General features: G+C 69.4%; 23 protein-coding genes and 1 tRNA gene. 16 read left to right on the top strand and 8 right to left on the bottom strand.

The window, feature by feature from the left end; genetic code table 11:
• Positions 1-36 precede the first annotated feature (36 nt).
• Both G5C66_RS17435 and G5C66_RS17430 read left to right on the top strand, forming a co-directional pair.
• Complete coding sequence (locus G5C66_RS17435) at positions 37-804, top strand: glycerophosphodiester phosphodiesterase (RefSeq protein WP_165112233.1); 768 nt, start codon at positions 37-39, stop codon at positions 802-804.
• Positions 805-876: 72 nt separating this feature from the next.
• Positions 877-962, top strand: a tRNA-Leu gene (locus G5C66_RS17430).
• 99 nt (positions 963-1,061) lie between these two features.
• Here the strand turns inward: G5C66_RS17430 and G5C66_RS17425 are convergent.
• Positions 1,062-1,703 (bottom strand): LysE family transporter, encoded by a 642-nt coding sequence (locus G5C66_RS17425; protein ID WP_165112232.1) that lies wholly within the window; start codon positions 1,701-1,703, stop codon positions 1,062-1,064.
• Positions 1,704-1,770: 67 nt separating this feature from the next.
• Positions 1,771-3,081, bottom strand: a complete 1,311-nt coding sequence (locus G5C66_RS17415) for a LysR family transcriptional regulator (RefSeq protein WP_206444236.1) — start codon at positions 3,079-3,081, stop codon at positions 1,771-1,773.
• 83 nt (positions 3,082-3,164) lie between these two features.
• Between G5C66_RS17415 and G5C66_RS17410 the strand changes: the two genes are divergently transcribed.
• From G5C66_RS17410 to G5C66_RS17370, 8 genes are all read left to right on the top strand, one after another.
• Positions 3,165-4,037, top strand: a complete 873-nt coding sequence (locus G5C66_RS17410) for an oxidoreductase (RefSeq protein ID WP_165112230.1) — start codon at positions 3,165-3,167, stop codon at positions 4,035-4,037.
• 354 nt (positions 4,038-4,391) lie between these two features.
• A complete protein-coding gene (locus tag G5C66_RS17400; protein ID WP_165112229.1) occupies positions 4,392-5,873 on the top strand; it encodes a glycoside hydrolase family 32 protein in 1,482 nt (493 codons plus the stop codon).
• 62 nt (positions 5,874-5,935) lie between these two features.
• Positions 5,936-7,273, top strand: coding sequence for an ABC transporter substrate-binding protein (locus tag G5C66_RS17395; protein WP_165112228.1), 1,338 nt, complete (start codon positions 5,936-5,938; stop codon positions 7,271-7,273).
• A complete protein-coding gene (locus tag G5C66_RS17390) occupies positions 7,266-8,222 on the top strand; it encodes a carbohydrate ABC transporter permease (protein WP_206444235.1) in 957 nt (318 codons plus the stop codon). Before G5C66_RS17395 ends, G5C66_RS17390 begins: the two co-directional genes overlap by 8 nt.
• Positions 8,219-9,127 (top strand): ABC transporter permease subunit, encoded by a 909-nt coding sequence (locus G5C66_RS26905; RefSeq protein ID WP_206444234.1) that lies wholly within the window; start codon positions 8,219-8,221, stop codon positions 9,125-9,127. Before G5C66_RS17390 ends, G5C66_RS26905 begins: the two co-directional genes overlap by 4 nt.
• Entirely contained in the window at positions 9,124-10,161 is a 1,038-nt protein-coding gene (locus G5C66_RS17380) for a LacI family DNA-binding transcriptional regulator (protein WP_165112227.1), read from the top strand. Before G5C66_RS26905 ends, G5C66_RS17380 begins: the two co-directional genes overlap by 4 nt.
• 8 nt (positions 10,162-10,169) lie before the next feature.
• Positions 10,170-10,505: a glycoside hydrolase family protein gene (locus tag G5C66_RS17375; RefSeq protein ID WP_165112226.1), complete on the top strand. Its 336-nt coding sequence runs from the start codon at positions 10,170-10,172 to the stop codon at positions 10,503-10,505.
• 47 nt (positions 10,506-10,552) lie between these two features.
• Positions 10,553-12,115, top strand: a complete 1,563-nt coding sequence (locus G5C66_RS17370; protein ID WP_165112225.1) for a glycoside hydrolase family 32 protein — start codon at positions 10,553-10,555, stop codon at positions 12,113-12,115.
• Positions 12,116-12,135: 20 nt separating this feature from the next.
• Here the strand turns inward: G5C66_RS17370 and G5C66_RS17365 are convergent, their stop codons facing one another.
• Together G5C66_RS17365 and G5C66_RS17360 are read right to left on the bottom strand one after the other, a co-directional pair.
• Positions 12,136-13,353 carry a sensor histidine kinase gene (locus G5C66_RS17365; protein ID WP_165112224.1) on the bottom strand — a complete coding sequence of 406 codons (1,218 nt, stop codon included), beginning with the start codon at positions 13,351-13,353 and terminating at the stop codon, positions 12,136-12,138.
• Positions 13,350-14,006, bottom strand: a complete 657-nt coding sequence (locus tag G5C66_RS17360; protein WP_165112223.1) for a response regulator transcription factor — start codon at positions 14,004-14,006, stop codon at positions 13,350-13,352. Before G5C66_RS17360 ends, G5C66_RS17365 begins: the two co-directional genes overlap by 4 nt.
• A 194-nt stretch (positions 14,007-14,200) precedes the next feature.
• Here G5C66_RS17360 and G5C66_RS17355 point away from each other — a divergent pair, with 194 nt between their 5' ends.
• From G5C66_RS17355 to G5C66_RS17340, 4 genes are read left to right on the top strand one after another with little or no spacing between them, the layout of a single operon-like run.
• A complete protein-coding gene (locus G5C66_RS17355; RefSeq protein WP_165112222.1) occupies positions 14,201-14,755 on the top strand; it encodes a hypothetical protein in 555 nt (184 codons plus the stop codon).
• A complete protein-coding gene (locus G5C66_RS26560; RefSeq protein WP_165112221.1) occupies positions 14,752-15,912 on the top strand; it encodes a peptidoglycan-binding protein in 1,161 nt (386 codons plus the stop codon). Before G5C66_RS17355 ends, G5C66_RS26560 begins: the two co-directional genes overlap by 4 nt.
• A gap of 4 nt (positions 15,913-15,916) precedes the next feature.
• Positions 15,917-16,600: an ABC transporter ATP-binding protein gene (locus tag G5C66_RS17345; protein WP_165112324.1), complete on the top strand. Its 684-nt coding sequence runs from the start codon at positions 15,917-15,919 to the stop codon at positions 16,598-16,600.
• Positions 16,597-17,796, top strand: a complete 1,200-nt coding sequence (locus G5C66_RS17340; protein WP_165112220.1) for an ABC transporter permease — start codon at positions 16,597-16,599, stop codon at positions 17,794-17,796. The genes G5C66_RS17345 and G5C66_RS17340 overlap by 4 nt, the downstream gene beginning before the upstream one ends.
• A 105-nt stretch (positions 17,797-17,901) precedes the next feature.
• Here the strand turns inward: G5C66_RS17340 and G5C66_RS17335 are convergent, their stop codons facing one another.
• Entirely contained in the window at positions 17,902-19,122 is a 1,221-nt protein-coding gene (locus tag G5C66_RS17335; protein ID WP_338144213.1) for an MFS transporter, read from the bottom strand.
• 62 nt (positions 19,123-19,184) lie between these two features.
• Between G5C66_RS17335 and G5C66_RS17330 the strand changes: the two genes are divergently transcribed.
• Entirely contained in the window at positions 19,185-19,547 is a 363-nt protein-coding gene (locus tag G5C66_RS17330) for a MerR family transcriptional regulator (RefSeq protein WP_165112219.1), read from the top strand.
• A 25-nt stretch (positions 19,548-19,572) separates the two neighbouring features.
• Here G5C66_RS17330 and G5C66_RS17325 read toward each other — a convergent pair whose 3' ends face one another.
• Positions 19,573-20,112, bottom strand: coding sequence for an AAA family ATPase (locus G5C66_RS17325; protein ID WP_165112218.1), 540 nt, complete (start codon positions 20,110-20,112; stop codon positions 19,573-19,575).
• Between the two features lie 10 nt (positions 20,113-20,122).
• Positions 20,123-20,929 carry an alpha/beta fold hydrolase gene (locus G5C66_RS17320; RefSeq protein ID WP_165112217.1) on the bottom strand — a complete coding sequence of 269 codons (807 nt, stop codon included), beginning with the start codon at positions 20,927-20,929 and terminating at the stop codon, positions 20,123-20,125.
• A 38-nt stretch (positions 20,930-20,967) separates the two neighbouring features.
• Between G5C66_RS17320 and G5C66_RS17315 the strand changes: the two genes are divergently transcribed.
• Positions 20,968-21,585: a TetR/AcrR family transcriptional regulator gene (locus G5C66_RS17315; RefSeq protein ID WP_165112216.1), complete on the top strand. Its 618-nt coding sequence runs from the start codon at positions 20,968-20,970 to the stop codon at positions 21,583-21,585.
• 26 nt (positions 21,586-21,611) lie between these two features.
• Here G5C66_RS17315 and aspA read toward each other — a convergent pair whose 3' ends face one another.
• On the bottom strand, positions 21,612-23,060 hold the full coding sequence (gene aspA, locus G5C66_RS17310) for an aspartate ammonia-lyase (protein ID WP_165112215.1): 1,449 nt from the start codon (positions 23,058-23,060) through the stop codon (positions 21,612-21,614).
• Positions 23,061-23,116: the final 56 nt, after the last annotated feature.

Below are 23,116 nucleotides of genomic sequence, written 5' to 3'. Positions count from 1 at the left end.
TTCGTCGTGGTCGGATGCGTGGGTTTCCATGGGCGCATGCAGAAGCGTGCCCTCCTCTCCGCTCACCGCGCGGCCGCGCGCCAGTCGGGGCACCGCGACAACTCCTGGGAGTCGCTTCTGGAGGCCGTCCGGATGGAGGTCGACTACGTCGAGTTCGACGTCCACCGCACCCGCGACGGCGAGTTCGTCCTCCACCACGACGCCCACATCCGCGACCGCATCGGCCGGCGGGTGAGGATCGCGGACAGGACGTACGCGGCGCTGGCCCGGCTCGCGCCGTTCCGCCTGGTGCGATACCGCGAGGCCCTCGAGCTGCTCGCCACCCATGGGAAGCATGCCCACATCGACCTCAAGTTCGCCTCCCCGTCGAACCACCTGGGTCTCCCCCACGAGGTCGACGCGGCCGAGATCGCGCTCGAGGTCATGAAGGAGAGCTTCATCGTGACCACGATGGTCGACGAGTCCGTACGCGTCCTGCGCGACTGGGCCGACCTGCGCTCCCCCTCGACCCTCGTCGGCCTGTCGCTCGGTGGCGTCGACTGGCGCCACCACCCGCTCAAGCTCGTCCACCTCAAGCTCTCGGAGTTCTTCCCCGAGGGCCGCATCCGCCGCTGCCGCTCCAACCTGGTGGTCGTCGAGCAGCGCCTCGCCGACGTCTGGCTGCTGCGCTGGGCCCACCGCCGCAACATCAAGGTCCTCGTCTGGACCGTCGACAACCCCGGCCGGCTGCGGCGTTTCGTGTACGACAAGCGCGTCTGGATGGTCACCAGCAACCACCCCGCGCGAGCGCTGCTCCCGGCCTGACCTGGGGCGCAGTCCGTAGGGCCACCCCGATTCGGCACCAGAGCCCCCTCCTGATAATGTTCTTCCTGTTGCGCGCGGGTGGCGGAATAGGCAGACGCGCTAGCTTGAGGTGCTAGTCCACGTATTAGTGGGTGGGGGTTCAAGTCCCCCCTCGCGCACAGAGAGAAACCCCAGGGAGACCTGGGGTTTCTCGCATTTCATCCCGCGACCGGTCATCCCGGGTCGACCATCCATCACGAGCAGCAGCGACGTCGTCGTCAGGCTTTGTTCTCCGCGAGGAGCAGGGTGCCGCCGAGCCCGATCATCATGCCGCCGCCGGTGCCGCGGACGGCGGCCAGACGGCGCGGCGAGCGCTCGAACCAGGCGCGCGCCGAGCCCGCGGCGAGCGCCCACACGGCGTCGCAGGCGAAGGCGATCGCTGTGAAGACCAGCCCGAGCACCATCATCTGCAGCGGCACGGCGCCGGCGTGGAAGTCGACGAACTGTGGCAGCGCGGCGACGAAGAACACGATCGTCTTGGGGTTGGTCGCGCCGACGATGAAGCCCTGTCTCAGCACCGTCGCGGACGACACCTCACGCGGGGCGATCGCGGTGGCGTCGCTCAGTCCGTCCCGCCGGTGGCGGATCGCCTGCAGGCCCAGCCAGGCCAGGTAGGCCGCCCCGAGGACCTTGACCACCGTGAACAGCGCGACGGACTCGGCCACGAGCGAGCCCACGCCCAACGCCACGGCGGTGATCGGGATCAGACCGCCCAGCTCGTTGCCGAGCACGCTCCACAGGCCGCCCCGGCGTCCCAGGGACAGCGACCGACCGATGACGAACAGCACGCTCGGCCCGGGGATGGCGATCAGGATCAGCGAGGCGAGCGTGAAGGCGAGGAGCGCTTCGACTGTGGGCACGGACCGAACGTAATCCTTGTCGGCCTGCTGGGCCAGGGATTTGCCTTCGGTACGCCCCCGAGGCGCTCTACGCCGAACCGCGTACGTCGGCGCCTCCTCGCGGCGGATTCACGAGGCGCTGCGGCCGACGAGACTCGGCCCCATGAGTTTCCGTCACCTCGTCATCGTCAGCCTGCTCGTGGCAGCCGCAGCGATCCCGCTGCAGATATCCGGAGGGGCGGAGTACCCCACCGTCCCACCCGGCGCGATCATCCTCGCGGTGATCGCCCTGGTCGTCCTCGCCGTACGCCGCTGGTGGGTCCTCATCGCGCCGGTCGTGGTGACGGCCGCACTCTTCGTCGGCGCGGTCCTCACGCCGAACGTCGGCGACAACCTCGAGGCCGGGGGCTTCGCCCGGGCGGGCGGCACGGTGATCCAGCTCGTCGCGATGGGCGTCGCCCTGGTCGCCGCGGTGCTCGGTCTGGTCGCAGAGCGGCGTCACCTCAGCCACAGGCCGCCCGCGTCGCGGCGATGAGGGCTCCCAGCAGCGGTCGGTCGTCCCCACGACGCCAGGCAAGCACCAGCTCCGCCGGCCTACTCCGGTCACCGGGATCGCAACGAGGTCGTCGTGACGGAACAGCGGTACGTTCCCGGCAGCCACCAGGCAGATACCGAGGCCCGCGAGGAGAGCCTCACGCGTCTCGTCGGTGGACGCGATCTCGGCACCGATCACCGGCGCGCGGCCGCCACGGGCCTCGACGGCGAGCCAGTGGTCGCGGGCCGCGCCCGCGTCGGCGGGCAGGGCGAGGAACGGCTCTTCGAGGAGGGTGTCGAAGGCGATCTGGCTCTCCCCCGCACATGGGTGCGACCTCGGCATCAGCACGATCCGTGGCTCCGTGGCCACCATTATCCACGCGAACCGATCCGCGCGCAGCGGCAGCCAGACGAACGCGGCGTCGACCCCGTCCTCACCGGTCTCGCCGCCGATACCCGCCACCGGGTCCTTCCAGCTCACCTGCCGGAGCCGGAGGCCGGCGCTCGGGGCGATCTCGGCAAGACGAGCGCGTACGGCGGGGAGCAGGTCACGCCCCAGCCCCGTGCTCATCCCGATGGTGAGGGTGGACTCCGCGGCGTCGGCGGCAGCCGCCACCGCGGCCTCGCCCCGCGCCCACTGCGCCAGCAGCTCACGAGCGACCGGGAGCAGCGCCGTGCCGGCCGCGGTGAGCCGGACCGTACGCGGGTCGCGGTCGAAGAGCCGCACCCGCAGCTGCGACTCCAGTGACCTGATCTGCTTGGACAGCGCCGGTTGGCTGACGTAGAGAGACTCCGCCGCGCGACCGAAGTGGAGCTGCTCGGCGACGGCCACGAAGTAGCGCAGCGCCCGCAGATGGACATCCATGCCACTTGGTTATCACAACAGGTCTTGGACACGGCGCCCGCCGACCGCGACCGTGGAACCACCCACCGAGGAGGAACCAAAGGATGAACACCGCTCGTCAGACCCGAGTCTGGCTGATCACCGGCGCCACCAGCGGATTCGGCCGCGCCCTGACCGAGGCTGCCGTCGACGCCGGCGACGTCGTCGTAGCCGCCGCTCGGCGTCCGGAAGCGCTCGACGACCTGGTCGCGACGCACCCCGACCGGCTCGCACCCATCGCGCTCGACGTCACCGATCCCGCCGCGGTCACGAGCTCGGTCGAGCAGGTGCTGAGCCGCTTCGGGCGGATCGACGTACTGGTCAACAACGCCGGACGTACGCAGATCGGTGCCGTGGAGGAGACGACCGATGCCGAGCTCCGCGACCTGTTCGAGCTGCACTTCTTCGCTCCCGCTGCGCTGACTCGAGCGGTGCTCCCCCACATGCGCGAACGCGGCAGCGGCGCGATCGTGATGCTCTCCAGCATGGGCGGCCAGATGTCGTTCGCCGGCTTCTCCGCCTACTCCGCGACCAAGTTCGCCGTCGAGGGCTTCGCCGAGGCCCTCGCCGACGAGGTCCGCGGGTTCGGGCTCGACGTCCTCATCGTCGAGCCCGGCGCGTTCCGCACCAACCTGTTCGGGAAGGGCGCAGCACACTTCAGCAACCCACTCCCCGCGTACGAAGCCACCGTCGGCTCCACGCGCCGGATGGTCGAGTCCGGCGACGGCCAGCAGCCCGGCGACCCCGCGCGGGCCGCCGCCGCGATCCTCGCTGCCCTGGACGCGGACAGTACGCCCCTGCGACTCCCGCTCGGCGGCGACGCGGTCGACGCCATCCGCGGCCACCTCGCCCAGGTCGGCGCCGAGATCGACACATGGGAGCCAGTGGCCCGTGCGACCACGTTCGACCTCTCCGAGGCCGGCGCGCCCGAGGCCTGACCCGCCCTCCTCGGGAGCAACCAGCGCCTGCCCTCAGGTGCTGACGTGAAGCCCGAAGCCGGTTCGTCCCTCTGGCTCCAGTCCGTCCCTGAGCCAGAGGGAGGGGATCTCGTGGTCGCCGAAGTTCTGCTTGCGGAACGGGATCGGTTCGGTCGGCTCTAGGACGAGGAGACGCTGCTTCCACGCCCTGGCGATCGCCGGGTAGTCCGCGTCGGTCTACCGGTCCACGCGGCGCGGAGCGGTTGCTTCGCGTCGTGCTTTGATTCAGCAAAACATGTTGGTTAACCGCTTGACCAGTGAGACAGGTCACACCTACGATTCCTGCGTAACCGGTTAACCAACAGATGAGGTGCCATGAGTCAGCAGGGGTTCTACCGACCACAGGGGGCATGGGTGGGCGATGTCATCCCGTGGCAAGAGGATGGGTCCTTCCACCTCTTCTACCTGCACGAGACTCGACTGACCCCGGCCGCGGGCATGCCGTGGCACCGAGTGGTGACGGACGATCTGGTCGGGTTTCACGAGCGCGGCGAAGCCATCGCATCGAGCGGCCCCTCAGCCGACGACTTCAATATCTACACCGGCAGCATCGTGCTCGGCCCTGATGGCGCCCACCACGCCTTCTACACCGGCCAGAACCCCGCCAACACCGGCAGGGATGGCCGGCCGCTGCAGCTCGTCATGCACGCCACGAGCCACGACGGCATGCAGACCTGGCAGCGCCATCCGGTCGATACGTTCGGCGCCACGGACGGCTACGAGACCGGCGACTGGCGCGACCCCTTCGTCTACTGGGACGAGGAGGCACAGCTGTGGCGGATGCTCATCACCGCTCGCCACGCGACGGGGCCGGCGCGACGACGTGGCGTGATCGCGCAGTGTCTCTCGCGGGACCTGGCGCACTGGGAGCCGGCCGAAGCCTTCTGGGACCCGCAGCGGTACGTAGCGATGGAGTGCCCCGAGGTCTTCCAGTGGGGCGAGTGGTGGTATCTCGTCTTCTCGGAGTTCAGCGACGCGTTCACCACCCGCTACCGGATGTCGCGCAGCCAGCACGGCCCGTGGGTCGTCCCCGAGCACGACACCCTCGACGGGCGTGCGTTCTACGCCGCCAAGTCGGCAAGCCGCGACGGTCGCCGCTACTTCTTCGGCTGGATCGCCTCACGAGAGGGTGCCAGCGACGATGGTGCATGGCAGTGGGCAGGCACGATGTCGGTCCTCGAGGCCACCCAGCGCACGGACGGAACTCTTGCGTTCCACCCGACCTCTGCGCTCCGCGAGACGTTCGACGCCGAGATCCATGGTGCCGGGATCGGTGCGGGGACCGTCCTGAACGTCCCTGACGGCTACGCGGTCGAGATGACCCCCGTCGAGGCCCCCAGCACGTTCCGGGCGGTTGTCAGGTTCGACATTGCCGACGGCACGACCGAGTGCGGTCTGCTGCTGCGCGCGAGTGCCGACGGGGACGAGTCGTACGTGCTCCGTCTCGAACCGAGGCGTGGCCGTCTCGTCCTCGACCGCTGGCCGCGTCGGAGCACGGGCACCGAGCAGTGGCAGATCTCCGGCGACGTACCGTTCGCGATCGAACTGGAACGTCCCTGCCGGATCGAACCCGGGATGCACGAGCTGGAGGTCATCGTCGACGGCGATCTCTGCGTGGCCACGCTCGATGACGCGACAGTGCTGAGCACCCGGATCTACGACCGACCCAAGGGTCATCTGGGCTTCTTCGTCGGCGAGGGCACGGTCACGGTCGACGCCTTCTCCGTGTTCGCCCGTGCCGAGCGCAGCCCTGAGCCCACCGTCTCGACCCACGATCTGATCGCTGCCGCGAGCTGATCCTCTTCTCCCCTCGGCCCCGGGCCGACTCGCCCCTTCCGACCAAGTCAACGGAGACAACGATGCCCATCACGATCCCCAAGACGGCCCTAGGTGCCGCCCTGACCGCCGCCGCACTCGCGCTCACCAGTTGCTCGGGCACAGCTGGCAGCGCCGACCCGACCGACATCGATCCCGAGGGCAAGATCGAGGCTCGCGAGATCTCCTGGCTGCTCTCGCGCCCAGCCGATGGCGGGGTGATCACGGCGATGGAGCAGATCGCCGAGGAGTACGCCAAGGACCACCCGGGGTTCTCCCTCAACCTGATCACGACCCCCGACCGTCCCTCCTACATCCAGAAGTACGAGACGCTCGCCGCGGCGAACAAGCTGCCCGAGCTGTTCGACACCGATGCGACACCGTTCGCCCAGAAGCTCGCCGATCAGGGCCGCATGCTCGACGTCGACCTGCTCCTGAAGGACCTCGGCCTCGCCGACGACTATCGCGAGGCAGCGCTGAACTACCAGCGCTTCGACGACGGCGAGCTCTACATGGTGCCGTTCGAGTTCCAGCTCGAGTTCTTCTGGTACAATTCCGCGCTCCTCGAACGCGCGAACGTCGAGATCCCCAAGACGCTCGGCGACTTCCCCCAGCTGTGCAAGGACCTGCGAGCCGCAGGTGTCACTCCGATCGCCCTCGACGGGCAGGACCAGTGGCCGCTGGAACGCTACCTGGCCTACTACCCCTTCCGGATGGCTGGCCCGGAGTACGTCCAGGACCTCAAGAACGGCGAGGCGAAGTTCGCCGATCCCGCCGGCCGAGCCGCAGCCGAGTGGCTCTACGAGCTGGGCCGGGCCGGATGCTTCCAGGAGGACTTCTCCTCGACCGGCTACGCAGACGCGCAGGGCCTTTTCACCTCGGGGAAGGCCGCGATCTACAACATCGGCACCTGGGAGCTCGCGAATCTGGCAACGGACGCCCTCGACCCGGCAGTGCGCGAATCGGTCGACTACTTCACTCTGCCGACGGTCGACGGTGCAGTCACCGACGACAACGCGTACGTCACTCCCTCGGGCATCGGCATGGCGGTCAACGCTCAGACCTATGACCCGCTGGTGCGTGACTTCCTCGCCTACGCGCTCGAGCGCTACCCGGAGGTGTACGCGGCGACCGGGGCACTCTCTCCCACCACGAACGTCGAGACCTCGATCCCCGACAACGCGACCGAGCTCTACGCCAAGGCCGTGAAGCAGGCCGACGAGGTCGGCGCGGACAGTGCGATGCCCTGGGACACCCAGCTCGACCCGGCCACGAACACACGACTGCAGCAGGAGCTGACGCTGCTCGTCCAGGGAGACATCGAGCCGGACGAGTTCATCGAGACGATGGACGCAGCGCTGGCGGAGAACAGCGATGGCTGAGCTCGCACAGACCGGGCTCGGCGCGGGCCGCGTGGGTCAGCGCCGACGCCGGAGCCCGGCGCCGTCGATGCTTCCGCGCCGCTCCGGACTGTCGGTCGCGATCTTCCTGGTCCCGCCGCTGCTGCTGTACGGCGTCGCGGTGCTGCTGCCGATCGTGCAGTCGCTGTTCCTCAGCCTGTTCAGCTGGGACGGCATCACGGACATGACGTTCGTCGGCCTCGACAACTACGCCAAGATGTTCGCCCGCGACGACGTCTTCTGGACGGCCTTCGGCAACGCGCTCGGATACCTGGCGATCTGCCTCGTGCTGCAGCTCGGCGGCGCCCTCGCCGTCGCAGCTCTGCTGACCGCGCTCCCCCGGGCCCGGGAGCTGGTGAAGACGCTCTACCTGCTCCCCGCCATCATCTCGACCGTCGCGATCGCGTTCCTCTTCCAGCGGATCTACTCCCTCGACCCGGTCGGCCCCCTCAACCAGCTGCTCGCCTGGGTCGGCCTCGACGGCGCCCAGACCGCCTGGCTCTCGAACGTGGACACGGTCCTCGCGGCCGTCTCCGTACCCGAGGGCTGGCGTTTCACCGGCCTCTACATGCTCATCGTGTACGCAGCACTGATCGCTGTGCCCCGCGAGCTCGAGGAGGCGGCGCGACTCGACGGCGCCTCCTGGTGGCAGACGTTCTGGCGTATCAGGTTCCCCTACATCCGGCCGGTGTGGATCACGACCACGGTCATGGCGACCACCTTCGCGCTGCGCGGCTTCGACATCCCCTACCTGCTGACCAACGGCGGCCCTGGTCAGTCCTCCGAGCTGCTCACGACCTACATGTACAAGACCGCCTTCGTACACACCGACTACGGCTACGCCAGCGCGATCTCCGTCTTCATCGTCGTCGAGTGTCTGGTCGCGGTCGGCCTCATCTACCTGCTGCTTCGCCGAAGGGACGACTCGTGACCACCCCCGTGCTCACCCGACCGCCGGAGACGACCGTGCCGAACCCGCCCAAGCACCACGCTCCGGCTCGACCTCCACGACTCCGAGCGCAACGCGCCCTGCTCACGATCACGATCGCGCTCATCGTCATCGTGCAGGTCTATCCCCTGCTGTGGCTCTTCCTGACCAGTTTTCGCACCGCCGCCGACTTCACCAGTGGCAGCCCGTTCGCACTGCCTTCCGACTACACCCTCGACAACTACTCGCGAGCCTTCGCGACCGGCAACCTGTGGCTGAACATCCTCAACAGCTTCATCGTCACCGCCGGCGCGAGCCTGCTGATCGTCGTCGCGGGGATGATGGCCGCGTACGCCCTGCAGGTGCTCGGGTTCCGGTTCAGCGGGGCCGTACGATCGTTGTTCCTGCTCGGCATCGTCGTCCCGGTGCAGATCGCGCTCGTTCCGCTGTTCATCGACTACTCCCAGATCGGGCTCCTCGACACCCATCTGTCGATGATCATCCCGCTGGCCGCGTTCTCGCTCCCGATGGCCGTCTACCTGTTCTCGTCGTTCTACGAGTACATCCCCCGCGAGCTCTACGAGGCCGCGTCGCTCGACGGTGCCGGGCCGTACCGGATCTTCGCGCAGATCACCTTCCCGCTTTCCACGAACACGATCATTACGGTCGTCCTCGTGAACAGCATCTTCATCTGGAACGACTTCATCTTCGCGAACACCTTCGTGCTCTCCGACGGGCTCAAGACGATCCCGCTCGGTCTGCAGAACTACATCGGCGCCATGGGCAACACCGACTGGACAGCCACGTTCGCAGCCGTCTGCGTGACCGTGACGCCGCTGCTGCTGGTCTTCCTCGTCCTGAACAAGGCGATGATTCAGGGCCTCGAGAGCGGAGCGACCAAGGGATGAACCGCCCAGAACCCGACAAGCCCGAATCCGACAAGCTCGGCTCGAGCGTCACGATGAGGGACGTCGCCAAGGCCGCTGGCGTATCGGTCGCGACCGTCTCCCACGTCGTCAACAACAAGCCCGGGGCACGTATCGGCGATGACGCCAGGCGCAGAGTGCAGGAGGCCGTCGCGGCACTCGGCTACCGGCCCAACGCCCTGGCCAAGACCTTGTCACGTGGAGGCTCACGATTCATCGGCCTGGTCGCGGACGCGATCGCGACCACCCCGTTCGCCGGCCAGATCATCCATGGGGCACAGGACGAGGCCTGGGCGCACGGCTACGTGCTGCTCGTCGCCAACACCGACGGCAACGAAGCAGCCGAGAACGAGGCCATCGCGATGATGCTCGAGCACCAGGTGCAGGGCATCCTCTACTCGACCTGGTACCACCGCGAGATCGTCGTTCCCGAGCTGCTGCACCAGACCGACACGGTGCTCGTCGACTGCTTCGCCGAGAACAGCGGGCTACCTGCCGTCGTGCCGGACGAGGAGCAGGGCGGCCGGACGGCGACCGAGGCGCTGCTGGCCGCAGGTCACCGCCGGATCGCCTTCATCAACACGACGTCGCCGTCACCAGCCCAGAGCGGTCGCCTCGCCGGATACCGCAGCGCGCTCGAGACAGCCGGGATCGACTTCGATGAATCACTCGTGTTCCCGGCCGAACCCGCCCAGGAGGGCGGGTACGCCACCGCACCCCGAATCGTCGAGTCGAAAGCGACCGCGGTGTTCTGCCACAACGACCGCGTCGCGATGGGCCTCTACGACGGACTGCGCGAGCACGGGCTGAGCATTCCCGGTGACGTCGCCGTCATGGGATTCGACAACCAGGACGTCATCGCCGCCCACCTGCGCCCGCCGCTGTCGACGGTCGCGCTTCCGCACTATGACCTCGGCGCCGCCGGCGTCCGGGTGCTCCTCGGCCTCAAGACGGCGTCCACCCACGAGCAGCTGATGCGGGTCACCTGCCCGTCCGTCCCACGACAGTCGATCTGAGGAGAGCGATGCCCGACTCCCTGGTCGTACCCAGGCCGACCTTCCACTTCACCCCCCGACGCAACTGGATGAACGACCCCAACGGACTCGTCTACGACCACGGCCGCTGGCACCTCTACTACCAGGTGCACTTCTACGCCTCGGACGATCTCCGCTCGTGGGAGCACGCGAGTGTCTCGAACCTCGTCCCACTCGGCCGGGGGCCTATCGGCGTGACCGTTGGTACCGAGCGCCCCGGAGCGATCGCGTACACCGCTGTCGACGTCGAGGGCGAAGAGTCGGCTCCCGATGCTTCCTCGATCCCGCTTCACGCTCTGCACGACCTGCCCGCAACCGCACCGTGACAACAGCCGACGTGCCCGACGCATCGGGCCGAACCGAAGGAGTCATCATGCCTCACCCGATCTCACGACGTCGTCTGCTCCAAGGCGCCGGCGTCAGCTCGCTCGCGTTCTTCGCCGTGCACGGCTCACCACTCACCGCACACGCCGCACGGACGTCGCTTCGCGCGGTCTACCACATGACGCCGCCTACGGGATGGCTCTGCGACCCGCAGCGTCCTGTCGTCACCCGCGGCGCCTATCAGCTCTACTACCTGCACTCGACGCAGAACAACGGCCCCGGCGGATGGGACCACGCGACAACGACAGACGGTGTCGCCTTCACCCACCACGGCACCGTGATGCCCCTTCAGCCCGACTTCCCGGTCTGGTCGGGGTCGGCCGTGGTCGACACGGCGAACACAGCAGGCTACGGCGCCGGAGCCGTCATCGCGCTCGCGACGCAGCCCACCGACGGTATCCGCAAGTACCAGGAGCAGTATCTCTACTGGTCGACCGACGGCGGCTTCACCTTCACCCGTCGGCCCGATCCGGTGATCGTCAACACCGATGGGCGCACCGCGAGCACGCCCGCCGAGATCGAGAACGCCGAATGGTTCCGTGACCCGAAGATCCACTGGGACACAGCCCGGGGCGAGTGGGTGTGCGTGATCGGACGGGCACGGTACGCAGCCTTCTACACCTCCTCCAACCTGATCGACTGGCACCTGAAGCGCAACTTCGACTACCCGAACCACGCCCTCGGTGGCATCGAGTGCCCCGACCTGTTCGAGATGACTGCGAACGACGGCACCCGCCACTGGGTGCTCGGCGCGAGCATGGATGCCTACAGCATCGGGCTGCCGATGACGTACGCCTACTGGATGGGCACCTGGAACGGCGATGAGTTCATCGCCTACGACCTGACCCCTCAGTGGCTCGACTGGGGCTGGGACTGGTACGCCGCCGTCACCTGGCCCGCCGTGGACGCTCCGGAGACCAAGCGCCTCGCCATCGCCTGGATGAACAACTGGAAGTACGCCGCACGCGACGTACCGACGGACGCCACCGACGGCTACAACGGACAGAACTCGATCGTGCGCGAGCTGCGCCTCGAGCGGCAGCCGGGCGGGTGGTACTCCCTGCTCAGCAGCCCGGTGAGCACACTCTCGGACTACGTGTCAGCCACCACGACCCTGGGAGACCGCACGGTCGACGGCAGCCTGGTGCTCCCGTGGAACGGACGGGCCTACGAGCTCGAGCTCGACATCTCCTGGGACACCGCCACCAACGTCGGTGTCTCGGTGGGACGCTCAGCCGACGGCACACGACACACCAACATCGGCAAGTACGGAGCCGAGATCTACGTCGACCGGGCCCCCTCCGACCTAACCGGATACTCACTCGCGCCCTACACCCGGGCAGCGGCCCCGATCGACGCCAGCGCGCGATCCGTACACCTGCGGATCTTCGTCGACACCCAGAGCGTCGAGGTGTTCGTCAACGCCGGCCACACCGTGCTCTCCCAGCAGGTGCACTTCACCGACGGCGACACCGGCATCTCGCTCTACACCGACGGCGGGCCGGCGAGCTTCACCGGGATCACCATCCGCCAGCTCCGGAGCATCGGCTGACGCGGACGAGCGGGGACCAGCTAACTCGGTAGCCGTACCGACACCACCAGGCCCCCGCCGTCCCGTGGCTGCGCCGTGACCGAGCCCTCGTGGGCCCGCGCGATCGCCTCGACGATCGAGAGGCCGAGGCCCACGCCACGGTCGACCGCGATGCGGTCGTGGTCGAGGCGGCGGAACGGCTGGAACAGCTCCGCGACCTGGTACGTCGCGACTTCCGGTCCTGTGTTGGTCACGACGATCTCGGCGTGCCCGTCGGCGGCCAGGCAGCGTGCCTCGACCCACCCGCCGTGCACGTTGTGCCGGATGCCGTTCTCCACCAGGTTGGCGACCAGCCGCTCGAGCAGGATGGCGTCACCGGAGGTGGGTGTCTCGATGACGACCCGGCGGATCTCGACACCCGCCACGTCGGCCTCGGCCGCGCTGAGGTCCGCGACGTGCTCGACGATGTCGGCGAGGTCGACGGGCTGGCGGTCGATCGGCTCGTTCTCGGCGCCGGCGAGGTCCAGCAGGCCGGAGATGAGTGCCTCGTGGCGGGCGTTGAGAGCGAGCAGATCGCGGCCGAGCGTACGCAGATCCTCCGAGGCTCCCGGCCGGTGCATCGCCAGCTCCACCATCGCACGGCCGACCGTGAGCGGCGTACGCAGCTCGTGGGAGGCGTTGGCGACGAACCGGCGCTGGCCGGCGAAGGACCGGTCCAGGCGGCCGACCATGGCGTCGAACGCGTCGGCCAGCTCCTTGACCTCGTCGTCGGGCCCCTCGAGCTCGATCCGCTCGCGCAGGCCCATGTCGGCGGCGGGCGCCGCGGAGATCCGGTGAGCGGTGGCCGTGACGGTATGGAGCGGGGCCAGCACCCGCCCCGAGATGAACCACCCCAGAACGCCGGCGACGACGAGTACGACCGCCAGGGCGATCGCGCCCTGGATCAGCAGCGACTCCGCGGCCGCGCTCTGCAGCGCCTCACGCTGGGCGAGCATCCACTCCCGTGCCTGCGGCCCGGTGAGGACGTCGCCGTTCTGGGTCTCCACGTAGCTGGAGTCGAGCAGACGCTGGAGCGGGTCTCCGTCGTCAGGCGATGTCAGCCGGGTGCCCTTCACGATCACCGAGCTTCCGGAGCCGAGCTGGTTGACGAAGAGGCCGTACGTCACCGCCAGCAGCAGCCCGCCCGCGAGCACGAAGAGACCGGAGTAGGTGAGCGTGAGCCGGGCTCGCAGGCTCAGCCGGTTGGGCAGGATCCTCATCGGAGGCGGTACCCCACGCCGGTCACCGTCTCCACCAACGGCGGATCCCCGAGCTTGCGGCGCAGCTTGTGCAGGGTGACCCGCACGGCGTTGGTGAACGGGTCGGCGTACTCGTCCCACACCTTCTCAAGCAGGTGCTCGGCGGAGACCGTCGCGCCGTCGGCCATCATCAGCTCGGCGAGGACCCCGAACTCCTTGCGTGCGAGCGGGATGTAGCGGCCGCTGCGAAACACCTCCCGGCGGCTGGGATCGAGCGTCAGATCGCCGTGGCGCAGGACCGGCGGCACCGCCTGACGCGAGCGCCGCCCGAGGGCCAGCACCCGGGCGGCGAGCTCGGGGAACGCGAACGGCTTCGTCAGGTAGTCGTCGGCGCCCAGGGCGAGCCCGGAGACCCGCTGGGTGACGTCGGCCGCGGCGGTCAGCATCAGGACCCTGGCACCGGAGTCGGACCCCACGATCTGGTGACAGACCTGGTCGCCGTGGACGACCGGAAGGTCGCGGTCGAGGACGACCACGTCGTACTCGTTGACGCCGACCCGCTTCAACGCCTCGCCGCCGTCGAGCGCGACGTCGACAGCGTGGCTCTGCTGGCGAAGCCACTCGGCGACGGACTCCGCCAGCTGTGGCTCGTCCTCGACCACCAGCACCCGCATCGCCTCACTCCTTCTGACTCATGACCGAACTCATGACCGGTCCCTCCGGACGGGTCAGCCTGCCGCGTACGGCATTTCCTCGACGTTAACCCGTGCCAGATCACCTGGAAACGCATCCACGAGTTGGCTGGGCCCGCCGGCCCGGACGCCACCCGCCGGGCCGGCGCCATCGACCATGAACTCGAGGAGAAACCATGCTCACCCGAACATTCGCCGCCGCGCTGCTCGCGCTCGGCCTGACCCTGACCGCCTGCGGTGGTGACGACACCGGCGGGATCGCGTCTGCGGGCGGGGACGGCACCGCCGACTCCGATGCCAGCGCGGCCGCCGGTGAGGACGGCGGCGGCGACCGCGAGCAGATGCTGAAGTTCACCAAGTGCCTGCGCGAGCACGGACTCGACGTGGAGGATCCGCCGCCGGGCGAGGGGCTCCGGCTCCAGTTCGGCGGTAGCGGCGGCCAGCAGGTCGACCGCGAGACGGTGCAGGCCGCGATGGAGGCGTGCCAGGAGTACGCCCCGCAGGGCCAGATGGGCGCCGACAACCCCGAGATGCGCGAGGCGATGCTGGAGATGGCCGAGTGCATGCGGGAGAACGGCGTCGAGGACTTCCCCGACCCCGACCCCGGCCAGATGGGGATGCAGATCACCCCGGAGATCGGCGAGGACCCGCAGTTCGAGGCGGCCCAGGAGGCCTGCCGCGACATCATGGAGAGCGCTCGCTCCCAGGCGCAGGAGGGGCAGGACTCGTGACCGAGATCGACGACGTACCTGTCCGCGTCGAACCGGCCGGGAGCGCTGAGCCCGGAAAGACCACCGAGCCACCGGCACGCCCGCGCCGCGCCGCCAAGATCGCCGGGGTCGGCCTCGCCGCCCTCGCCGTCGCCGGGACGGCTGCCGCGGCCTACGCCTACGCCGACCGCGCCGGCACCTCCGACACCCCCGACACGCTCCCACCCGCGAAGGCCGAGGTCACCCGAGGCACCCTCACGGACGAGGTCACCGAGGGCGGCACGCTCGGCTACGGCGCCCTCGTCCCGATCGCCTCCCGCAAGCCCGGCACCGTCACGGCGCTCCCCGAGGAAGGCGAGGTCGTACGCCGCGGCGAACCCCTCTTCGAGGTCGACGCCACCCCGGTGCCCCTCGTCTACGGCACCGTCCCGGCGTGGCGCGACCTCGCCTCCGGCGCCGAGGGCACAGACGTGAAGCAGCTGGAGAAGAACCTCTGGGAGCTGGGCTATCGCGGCTTCGACATCGACCATGACTACACCGACGCGACCGCGGCCGCGGTCGCGGAGTGGCAGGAGGACCTCGGGGTCGAGGAGACCGGGACCGTCCGGACGAACGATGTCGTCGTCCAGCCCACCGCGGTGCGGATCGGCAGTCTCACCGCCAGCCTGGGCGACCAGGCCGGGAACGGCGGTCCGGTGCTGTCGGTGACCGACACGGTGCCGTCGGTGACCGTCACCCTCGACCCCGCCGACCGGCGGATGGCCGAGGTCGGCGCCGCCGTCGAGGTGACCCTTCCCGACGGCACCGCAGCAGCAGGAAAGATCACCGACGCCACGACCAAGGTGTCCGAGGACTCGGGCTCCGGAGGCGACGGCGAGGCCACCACCACGCTCGAGGTGGTGGCGGTGCTGACCGAGAAGAAGGGCCGCGAGGCCGCGGCGGCCTACGACGCCGCCGCCGTCGACGTCACCTTCACCGCAGGCGAGCGCAAGGACGTGCTCACCGTCCCGGTCGCCGCGCTCGTCGCCCTCGCGGAGGGCGGGTTCGGCGTCGAGGTCGTCGATGGCAGCACCACCGAGTACGTCCCGGTCGAGACCGGCCTCTTCTCCGGCGGACGGGTCGAGATCTCCGGCGAGGGCGTCACCGAGGGGACCGTCGTAGGGGTGCCGGGTGAGTGAGCCGATGATCGAGCTGACCGACGTGCACAAGACGTACGCCGGCGGCGTGCGCGCCCTGGACGGTGCCGGCATCCGGATCGATGCCGGTGAGCTGGTCGGCATCGTCGGCCCGTCCGGCTCGGGCAAGTCGACGCTGCTGCACATCCTCGGCACGCTGGACCGGCCCACCTCCGGCCAGGTGCGGATCGCCGGGCACGATGTCGGCGCGCTCGACGATGCCCAGCTCTCGGCGCTGCGGGCGAGCCGGATCGGCTTCGTCTTCCAGCAGTTCCACCTCGCCCCGGGGACGACCGCGCTCGACAACGTCGCCGACGGCCTGCTCTACAGCGGCCGGCGACGTACCGAACGCCGCGAGCTGGCCTCGAAGGCGCTGACCAGGGTCGGGCTCGGTCACCGGCTGAAGCACCGGACGCACGAGCTCTCCGGTGGCGAGAAGCAGCGGGTCGCGATCGCCCGGGCGGTCGCCGGTGGGCCTGCGCTCCTGCTCGCCGACGAACCGACCGGCGCCCTGGACTCGGTGTCCGGCGCCGGTGTGATGGAGCTGCTCGGCGACCTCCACCGCGACGGCACGACCGTCGTGATCATCACCCACGACAGCGACATCGCCCGGTCGCTGCCCCGGCAGGTCAGCATCCGTGACGGCCGGATCGTCTCGGACAGCTCCACCCTGGTGGGTGGTCGTCGATGAGTACGTTGGCACCCAGGCGGCTCAGCACCGGCGACCGTCTGCGGGTGGGCGCCGCAGGGCTGCACACCCGCCCGATGCGTGTCTTCCTCTCTTCCCTGGGGATCGCGATCGGCATCGCAGCGATGATCGCGGTCGTGGGCATCTCCTCGTCCTCGCGGGCCGAGCTCGACGCCCAGCTCGACGCGCTCGGCACCAACCTGCTCAGCGCGCAGAACGGCACCACGATGATGGGCGAGCAGGCGGTGCTGCCCCTGTCGGCGGAGTCGATGGTCGGCCGGATCGGCCCGGTCACGGACGTCTCCGCCATCGGGATCGTGCCGGACGCCAAGGTCTACCGATCCGACAAGACCCCGGCTGCCGAGACCAAGGGGATCGCCGCGTACGCAGCCCGGACCGACCTCCTCGAGACCACCGCCACCCAGCTCGCCCACGGCACCTGGCTGAACAACTCGACCGCGCAGTATCCGGCGGTGGTGCTGGGCGCGGCGGCCGCGGAGCGGCTGGGGGTGAGCTCGCCGAGCCCGGAGATCGAGATCCTCATCGGCGGACGCTGGTTCACCGTCGTCGGGATCCTGGAACCCTCACCGCTGGTGCCGGAGATCGACACCGCCGCCCTGATCGGCTGGCCCGTCGCCCAGGAGGTGTTGGGTTTCGACGGGCACGCCACCACCCTCTACGCCCGGGCGCTGCCCGAGCAGGTGGAGTCGGTGCAAGCGGTGCTCGGTGCCACCGCCAACCCGGAGGCCCCCGGCGAGGTCGACGTCGCCCAGCCCTCCGACGCGCTCGAGGCACAGCAGGCGGCCGACCAGGCCTTCACCGCCCTGCTCCTCGGCATCGGCGCGGTCGCGCTGGTCGTCGGCGGGGTCGGCGTCGCCAACACCATGGTGATCTCGGTGCTGGAGCGACGTGCCGAGATCGGGCTGCGTCGCTCCCTGGGCGCGACCCGAGGCCAGATCCGCTCCCAGTTCCTGACCGAGTCGCTGATGCTCTCCCTGCTCGGCGGGCTCGCGGGGGTGGCCATCGGCGGGGCCGTCACCGTGATCTATGCCCTGACGCAGGACTGGGCACCGGTGGTCCCGCCCTGGGCCCTGGGCGGTGGGCTCGGCGCCACCCTGCTGGTGGGCTGTGTGGCCGGCCTCTACCCCGCCGCCCGGGCCGCGCGGCTCTCCCCCACCGAGGCGCTCGCGACGCCATGACGGCTCCGACCGCCCCGACAGCTCACACGTTCCCGTTCGGCCTGAACGGCGCAACGGCGTGATGCTTGCGGGGCGGTCATCGGAGCCACCGTCTTCGGCTGGGCTTCACCGGCTGGGCACCGCGGACGTTTCGCGGGTGTCGGCCACCGGCCGCGGAGTGGCACGCAGCGCGACGGCGGTCAGGAGCAGACCGAGTGCGGCGAAGGTGGCTCCACCGAGACCACCCCAACGCAGCAGCCCGGCGGCGACGCCGACACCACCCAGGGCCGACCCGATCGCGTTGGCGAGATTGAACGCTCCCACGTTCACGGCCAGTGACAGGGTCGGCGCAGCCCCCGCGTGACGCATGACCAGCGATTGCAGCGGTGCGATCGTGGCAGTGGAGACAAGACCGAGGAGGAGGACGAGGACGACCATCGGCACGGTGTACGGGGCTGCGACGGGAACCGCCGCCAAGGTCGCGATCAGGGCGAGGAAGATGCCGGCGAGCGTCCGGCCCAGGGACAGGTCTGCCAGTCGCCCGGCAACCAGATTCCCGACGAACCCGCCCGCACCGTAGACCAGCAGGAGAACCGGGATCATGGCGGCGGCCATTCCGGTCACCTCCGCCAGCAGAGGGACGAGATAGGTGAAGACGATGCTCACGCCCGCGAACCCGATCACCGTGGTCGCGACCGCCAGCAGGATCGGTCCACGCAGAAGCGTACGGATCTCATCGCCCACACCGGTCGCGGGAGCCGGGGTTCGGGGCATCGCCCAAGCCAGGAGCACGATCCCGACGACCGCCAAAACCGTGACCATCGCGAACGGGATCCGCCAGCTGGTGTTCCCACCGAGCAGAGCCCCCAGCGGCACGCCGAGCACGGTCGCAACAGTCAGCCCAGAACCGACGATCGCGATGGCCTGGCCCTGCTTCGCCGGTCCCAGCACCGCGCTCGATGTGGTCAACCCGATGGCGAACAACGTCGCCTGACTGCTCGCCGAGACCACCCGTCCGACGATCACCCACGCGTACGTCGGGGCAAGTGCGGTCACGACGGTGCCGATGATGAACAGCAGACCCAGGGACAGTGCCAGGCCCTTGCGCGGCAACCGGGCGGTGAGGACGGTGACGACCGGTCCCCCGACAGCGACACCGAGGGCGTAGGCGGTCACCGTCTGGCCGGCCGTGGCGGTCGAGATCGAGAAGTCGGCGGCGAGCTGGGGCAGCACGCCCGCCACAAGGTACTCGGCAGTGCCGGTGCAGAAGACCAGGACGACGAAGCCGGCCAGGACGACGGCTGACCGGCTGCGCGAAGCGACGGCAGATGAAGGATGAGAAGTCACCTTGCTAGGCTCAACCTTCACATCGAGGTGAAGGCAAGCCGACGAAAGGAGACGCCGCTCACATGCGTATCTCCGAGGTGAGTGACCGCACGGGCATCCCGGCCCGTCTGCTGCGCTACTACGAGGAGCAGGATCTGCTCGTGCCCGCGCGGAGCTCGTCCGGCTACCGCGACTACTCCCCTACCGACGTCGAGGTGGCACGGCGCATCCGTCAGCTGCTCGACGCCGGCCTGAGCACCGCGACCATCCGCACCGTGCTGCCGTGCCTGACCGAACGCGCGGGCCACCTCGCCCCGATCTGCGCCCAAACCATCGAAGACCTCAAGCACGAGCAGGCGCGCATCGAAGCCTCGATCGCAGCGCTCGTGGCCTCGAGGGACGCGATCAGCGCAGTCGTCGAGGCAGGAGTCACGAGCGCCTCATAGGTCGACACCAGGGCGTCGAGTCGCCCTAGATGACGAACCTGCTGTTCGCCACAGCGTCGGTCACCGCCTCGAGCGTGTCATCGGGTGAGTGGCGGCTGGTGTCGATCACGTGGCGCTCCAGCTCACCCAGGTTCGCGAACTGGTCCCAGAGCTGCAGCACCGGCCCCTCCTCGACCAGCGCGTCCGGTCCGCTCCTCCCCTGCGCCCGGCGCAATGTCTCCTCGCGATCCGGGCGCAGCACCAGGTAGTGGACGGACAGCCCGGGGTGCTCCTCGAGACCGGTGCGGTAGTGGTCCAGCATCCATGGCCCCACGATCCCGTCGACGACCACCGTGAACCCACCCTCGGCGTACCCGTAGGCAGCGTCGGCGATCACCCGGACCACGGTCTGGTTCTGCTCGTCGGACTCGGGGAGATACGGCGGGATCATGCCCGACACGATGAAGTGCCAGAAGTCGTCGGTGTGCAGGTGCACAGCCTTGTCAAACCCTTCGGCCAGGACTCGGGCGGTGGTCGACTTGCCCGCACCCGGCGGACCGGTCAGGACGATGACGCTGCCTCGCATGCTCTGCAGGCTAGCCCTTGCCGACGCGGGCGAGGGAGTCGAGCATCTTGCCGAGAGCCTCCGGCCCGCCGACGTGGGCGAGGTGGCCCTGCCCAGGAAGACGATGGACGCCGGCCCGCGGGATCCTCGCTCGGACCTGCTCGAACGATGTTCCGTACGGGGCGACGCCGATGTTGTCCTCGCCGACGATGAGGTCGACCAGGCCGGCGTGCGAGCCGAACGCCTCCGGCACCTCTGCCTGGGAGAGAGCACGGAGCTCGGCATGCACGGGTTCGCTGAGCCGGCACAACATGTCCCACGCACCACGGTCGGACCGCAGAGCCTCGACGTACTCCGCCGAGAACCCCGAGATCTTCCGGTTGACGATCTCGACGCTGCGGTCCCGGTCGCCGGCCTCGTCCGCCTCCCGCAGCGCCGGCAGCGCGTCAGCACCGAACCCGGGCGCGACCGGCTCGTACGCGATGACGTGGTCCACCGGCCGCTCGGAGGCGAGCAGAAGGGCGACGAGGCCGCCATAGCTCCAGCCGAAGAGGACGCTCGGTTCGCCGAGCTCCTCGATCACCGCCTTCAGATCCTCAACCTCGGTCCGGATCGAGTAGTCGGCGCCGAGCGGGCCCGACGGGGCGCGGCCTCGCCGGTTGACGATCGCGACCGACGGCCACGCGGTCGTCGCCCGGGCCACGTGCCGCCATCCCCAGGCATCGCTCATGACTCCGGGAAAGACCAGCAGCCCGGGGCTGCCGGCGTCGCCGTACACGTCGACCGTGATCGAGGCGCCGTCGCCGGTGGTGATCGATTTCTGAAACGTACGCTCCATAACTCCTATTATGAAACGGACGCTCTACAATTCAAGCCATGACCTCTCGCCCCGTCGGACGCCCGCGGGCGTTCGACCGCGACGACGCCCTGCTGGCGGCTGCACGCCTCTTCTGGAGCCGGGGCTACTCCGGCACGACCACGCGAGCGCTCAGCTCGGCGCTCGGCATGTCCACGTCGAGCATGTATGCCGCGTTCGGCAGCAAGGCCGGCCTGTTCGAGGAGGCCGTCCGCACCTACGCTGAGCGATACCGGACCATCTACATCGAGGCGTGTGCCGAGCCCGAGCTCGGCGACGTCCTCGGTCAGCTCCTCCGTCGATCCGTGGAGGAGTTCACCCAGCCGAGCGCACATCATCCGGGGTGCCTGATCAGCAGCGCGGCGATGACGGACACCCCCGACACCATCGACATCCGCGCGTACGCGAGCGAGCTGCACGCCTCCAACGAGCGGCTGCTCCGGGAGCGCATCGAGCAGGAACGCGACGAGAGTCGGCTACGGATCGACATCGCGCCGTCGACGCTCGCTGCGCTCGTGCAGACGCTGTGGCACGGGCTGTCGACGCAGTCCAACCAGGGAGTGGGTCGCGACAGGCTGCTCGAGATCGTCGAAGCCGCTCTCGCGACGCTCCTCGTTCACGAGCGGCTGGGTGGTTGACGGGCCGGACTCGCCCGCGCCCAGGCCTACTCGGTCGAGTCCAGCGTGTCCTCGGGCACCACAGGCCCGCGGTCCGCCGTGCCGGGGTGGGCGAGCTGCTCGGGGCGGAGCAGGTGGGCGAGCCGCTCGGGTGAGACCAGGCCACGCTCGAGGATCAGCTCGGCGACCCCTCGACCGCTGCGCAGCGCCTCGCGGGCGATCTCGGTCGCGGCGACGTACCCGATCTCGGGGTTGAGCGCGGTGACGAGCCCGATGGAGTGCTCGACCTGGGCGCGGGTCAGGTCGCCGTTGACGGTGATGCCGCGTACGCAGCGCTCCGCGAGCACGCGGCATGCGGCCGCCAGGTGGGTGATGCTGCCGACCAGCGAGTGCAGGATCACCGGCTCGAACGCGTTGAGCTGGAGCTGGCCCGCCTCGGCGGCCATGGTGACCGTGACGTCGTTGCCGATGACCTCGAACGCGACCTGGTTGACGACCTCCGGGATGACCGGGTTGACCTTGCCCGGCATGATCGAGGACCCCGCCTGCATCGGCGGCAGGTTGATCTCGCCGAGCCCGGCTCGTGGCCCGGAGGAGAGCAGCCGCAGGTCGTTGCAGGTCTTGGACACCTTGACCGCGACCCGCTTGAGCACGCCGGAGAGGTGGACGAAGGCCCCGCAGTCCTGGGTCGCCTCGATCAGGTCCGGTGCGGTGACCAGCGGCAGGCCGGTGATCTCTTCCAGGCGACGCCGGGCGATCTCGGCGTAGCCGGCCGGGGCGTTGAGCCCGGTGCCGATCGCGGTCGCGCCCAGGTTGATCTCGTGCAGGAGCGTGACGGCCTCCTGCAGCCGGAGCCGGTCCTCCCCCAGCATCACCGCGTAGGTGCGGAACTCCTGGCCGACCGTCATCGGCACGGCATCCTGGAGCTGCGTACGTCCCATCTTGAGGATCCCGCTGAACTCCTCGGCCTTCGCGGCGAAGGCCTCCTCGAGGACGCGCATGGCGTCGGCCAGCGCGCCGACCGCGACGATGGTCGCGATGTTGACGGCGGTGGGATAGGCGTCGTTGGTCGACTGGCTGAGGTTGACGTGCTCGTTCGGGTGGAGCTCGCCGTAGCTGCCCTTGTCATGACCGAGCAGCTCGAGGGCTCGGTTGGCGATGACCTCGTTGGCGTTCATGTTGGTCGAGGTGCCGGCGCCACCCTGGATCACGTCGACCACGAACTGGTCGTGCAGCTCACCGGCGCGGATCTCCTGGCACGCGGCCACGATGGCCCCGGCACGCTCCTGGTCGAGGAGGCCGAGCTCGAGGTTGGCGAGCGCGGCTGCCTCCTTGACCGCGGCAAGCGCGTTCACCAGGTGCGGATAGGTGCCGATCGTGGTGCCGGTGATGGGGAAGTTGGCGCGGGCGCGCGCGGTGTGGACGCCCCAGTACGCCTCCGCGGGGACGTCGAGATCGCCGAGCAGGTCGTGCTCGCGGCGGGTCGGTGAGGTCATGGCTTCTCCGTCGGGTCGGTACGGGTCGTGGCGAGCGCTGTCTCTTATACACAGCT

Source organism: Nocardioides turkmenicus (assembly GCF_011045035.1).
GTDB lineage: Bacteria > Actinomycetota > Actinomycetes > Propionibacteriales > Nocardioidaceae > Nocardioides > Nocardioides turkmenicus.
This window is presented reverse-complemented; position numbering and strand designations above follow the sequence as displayed.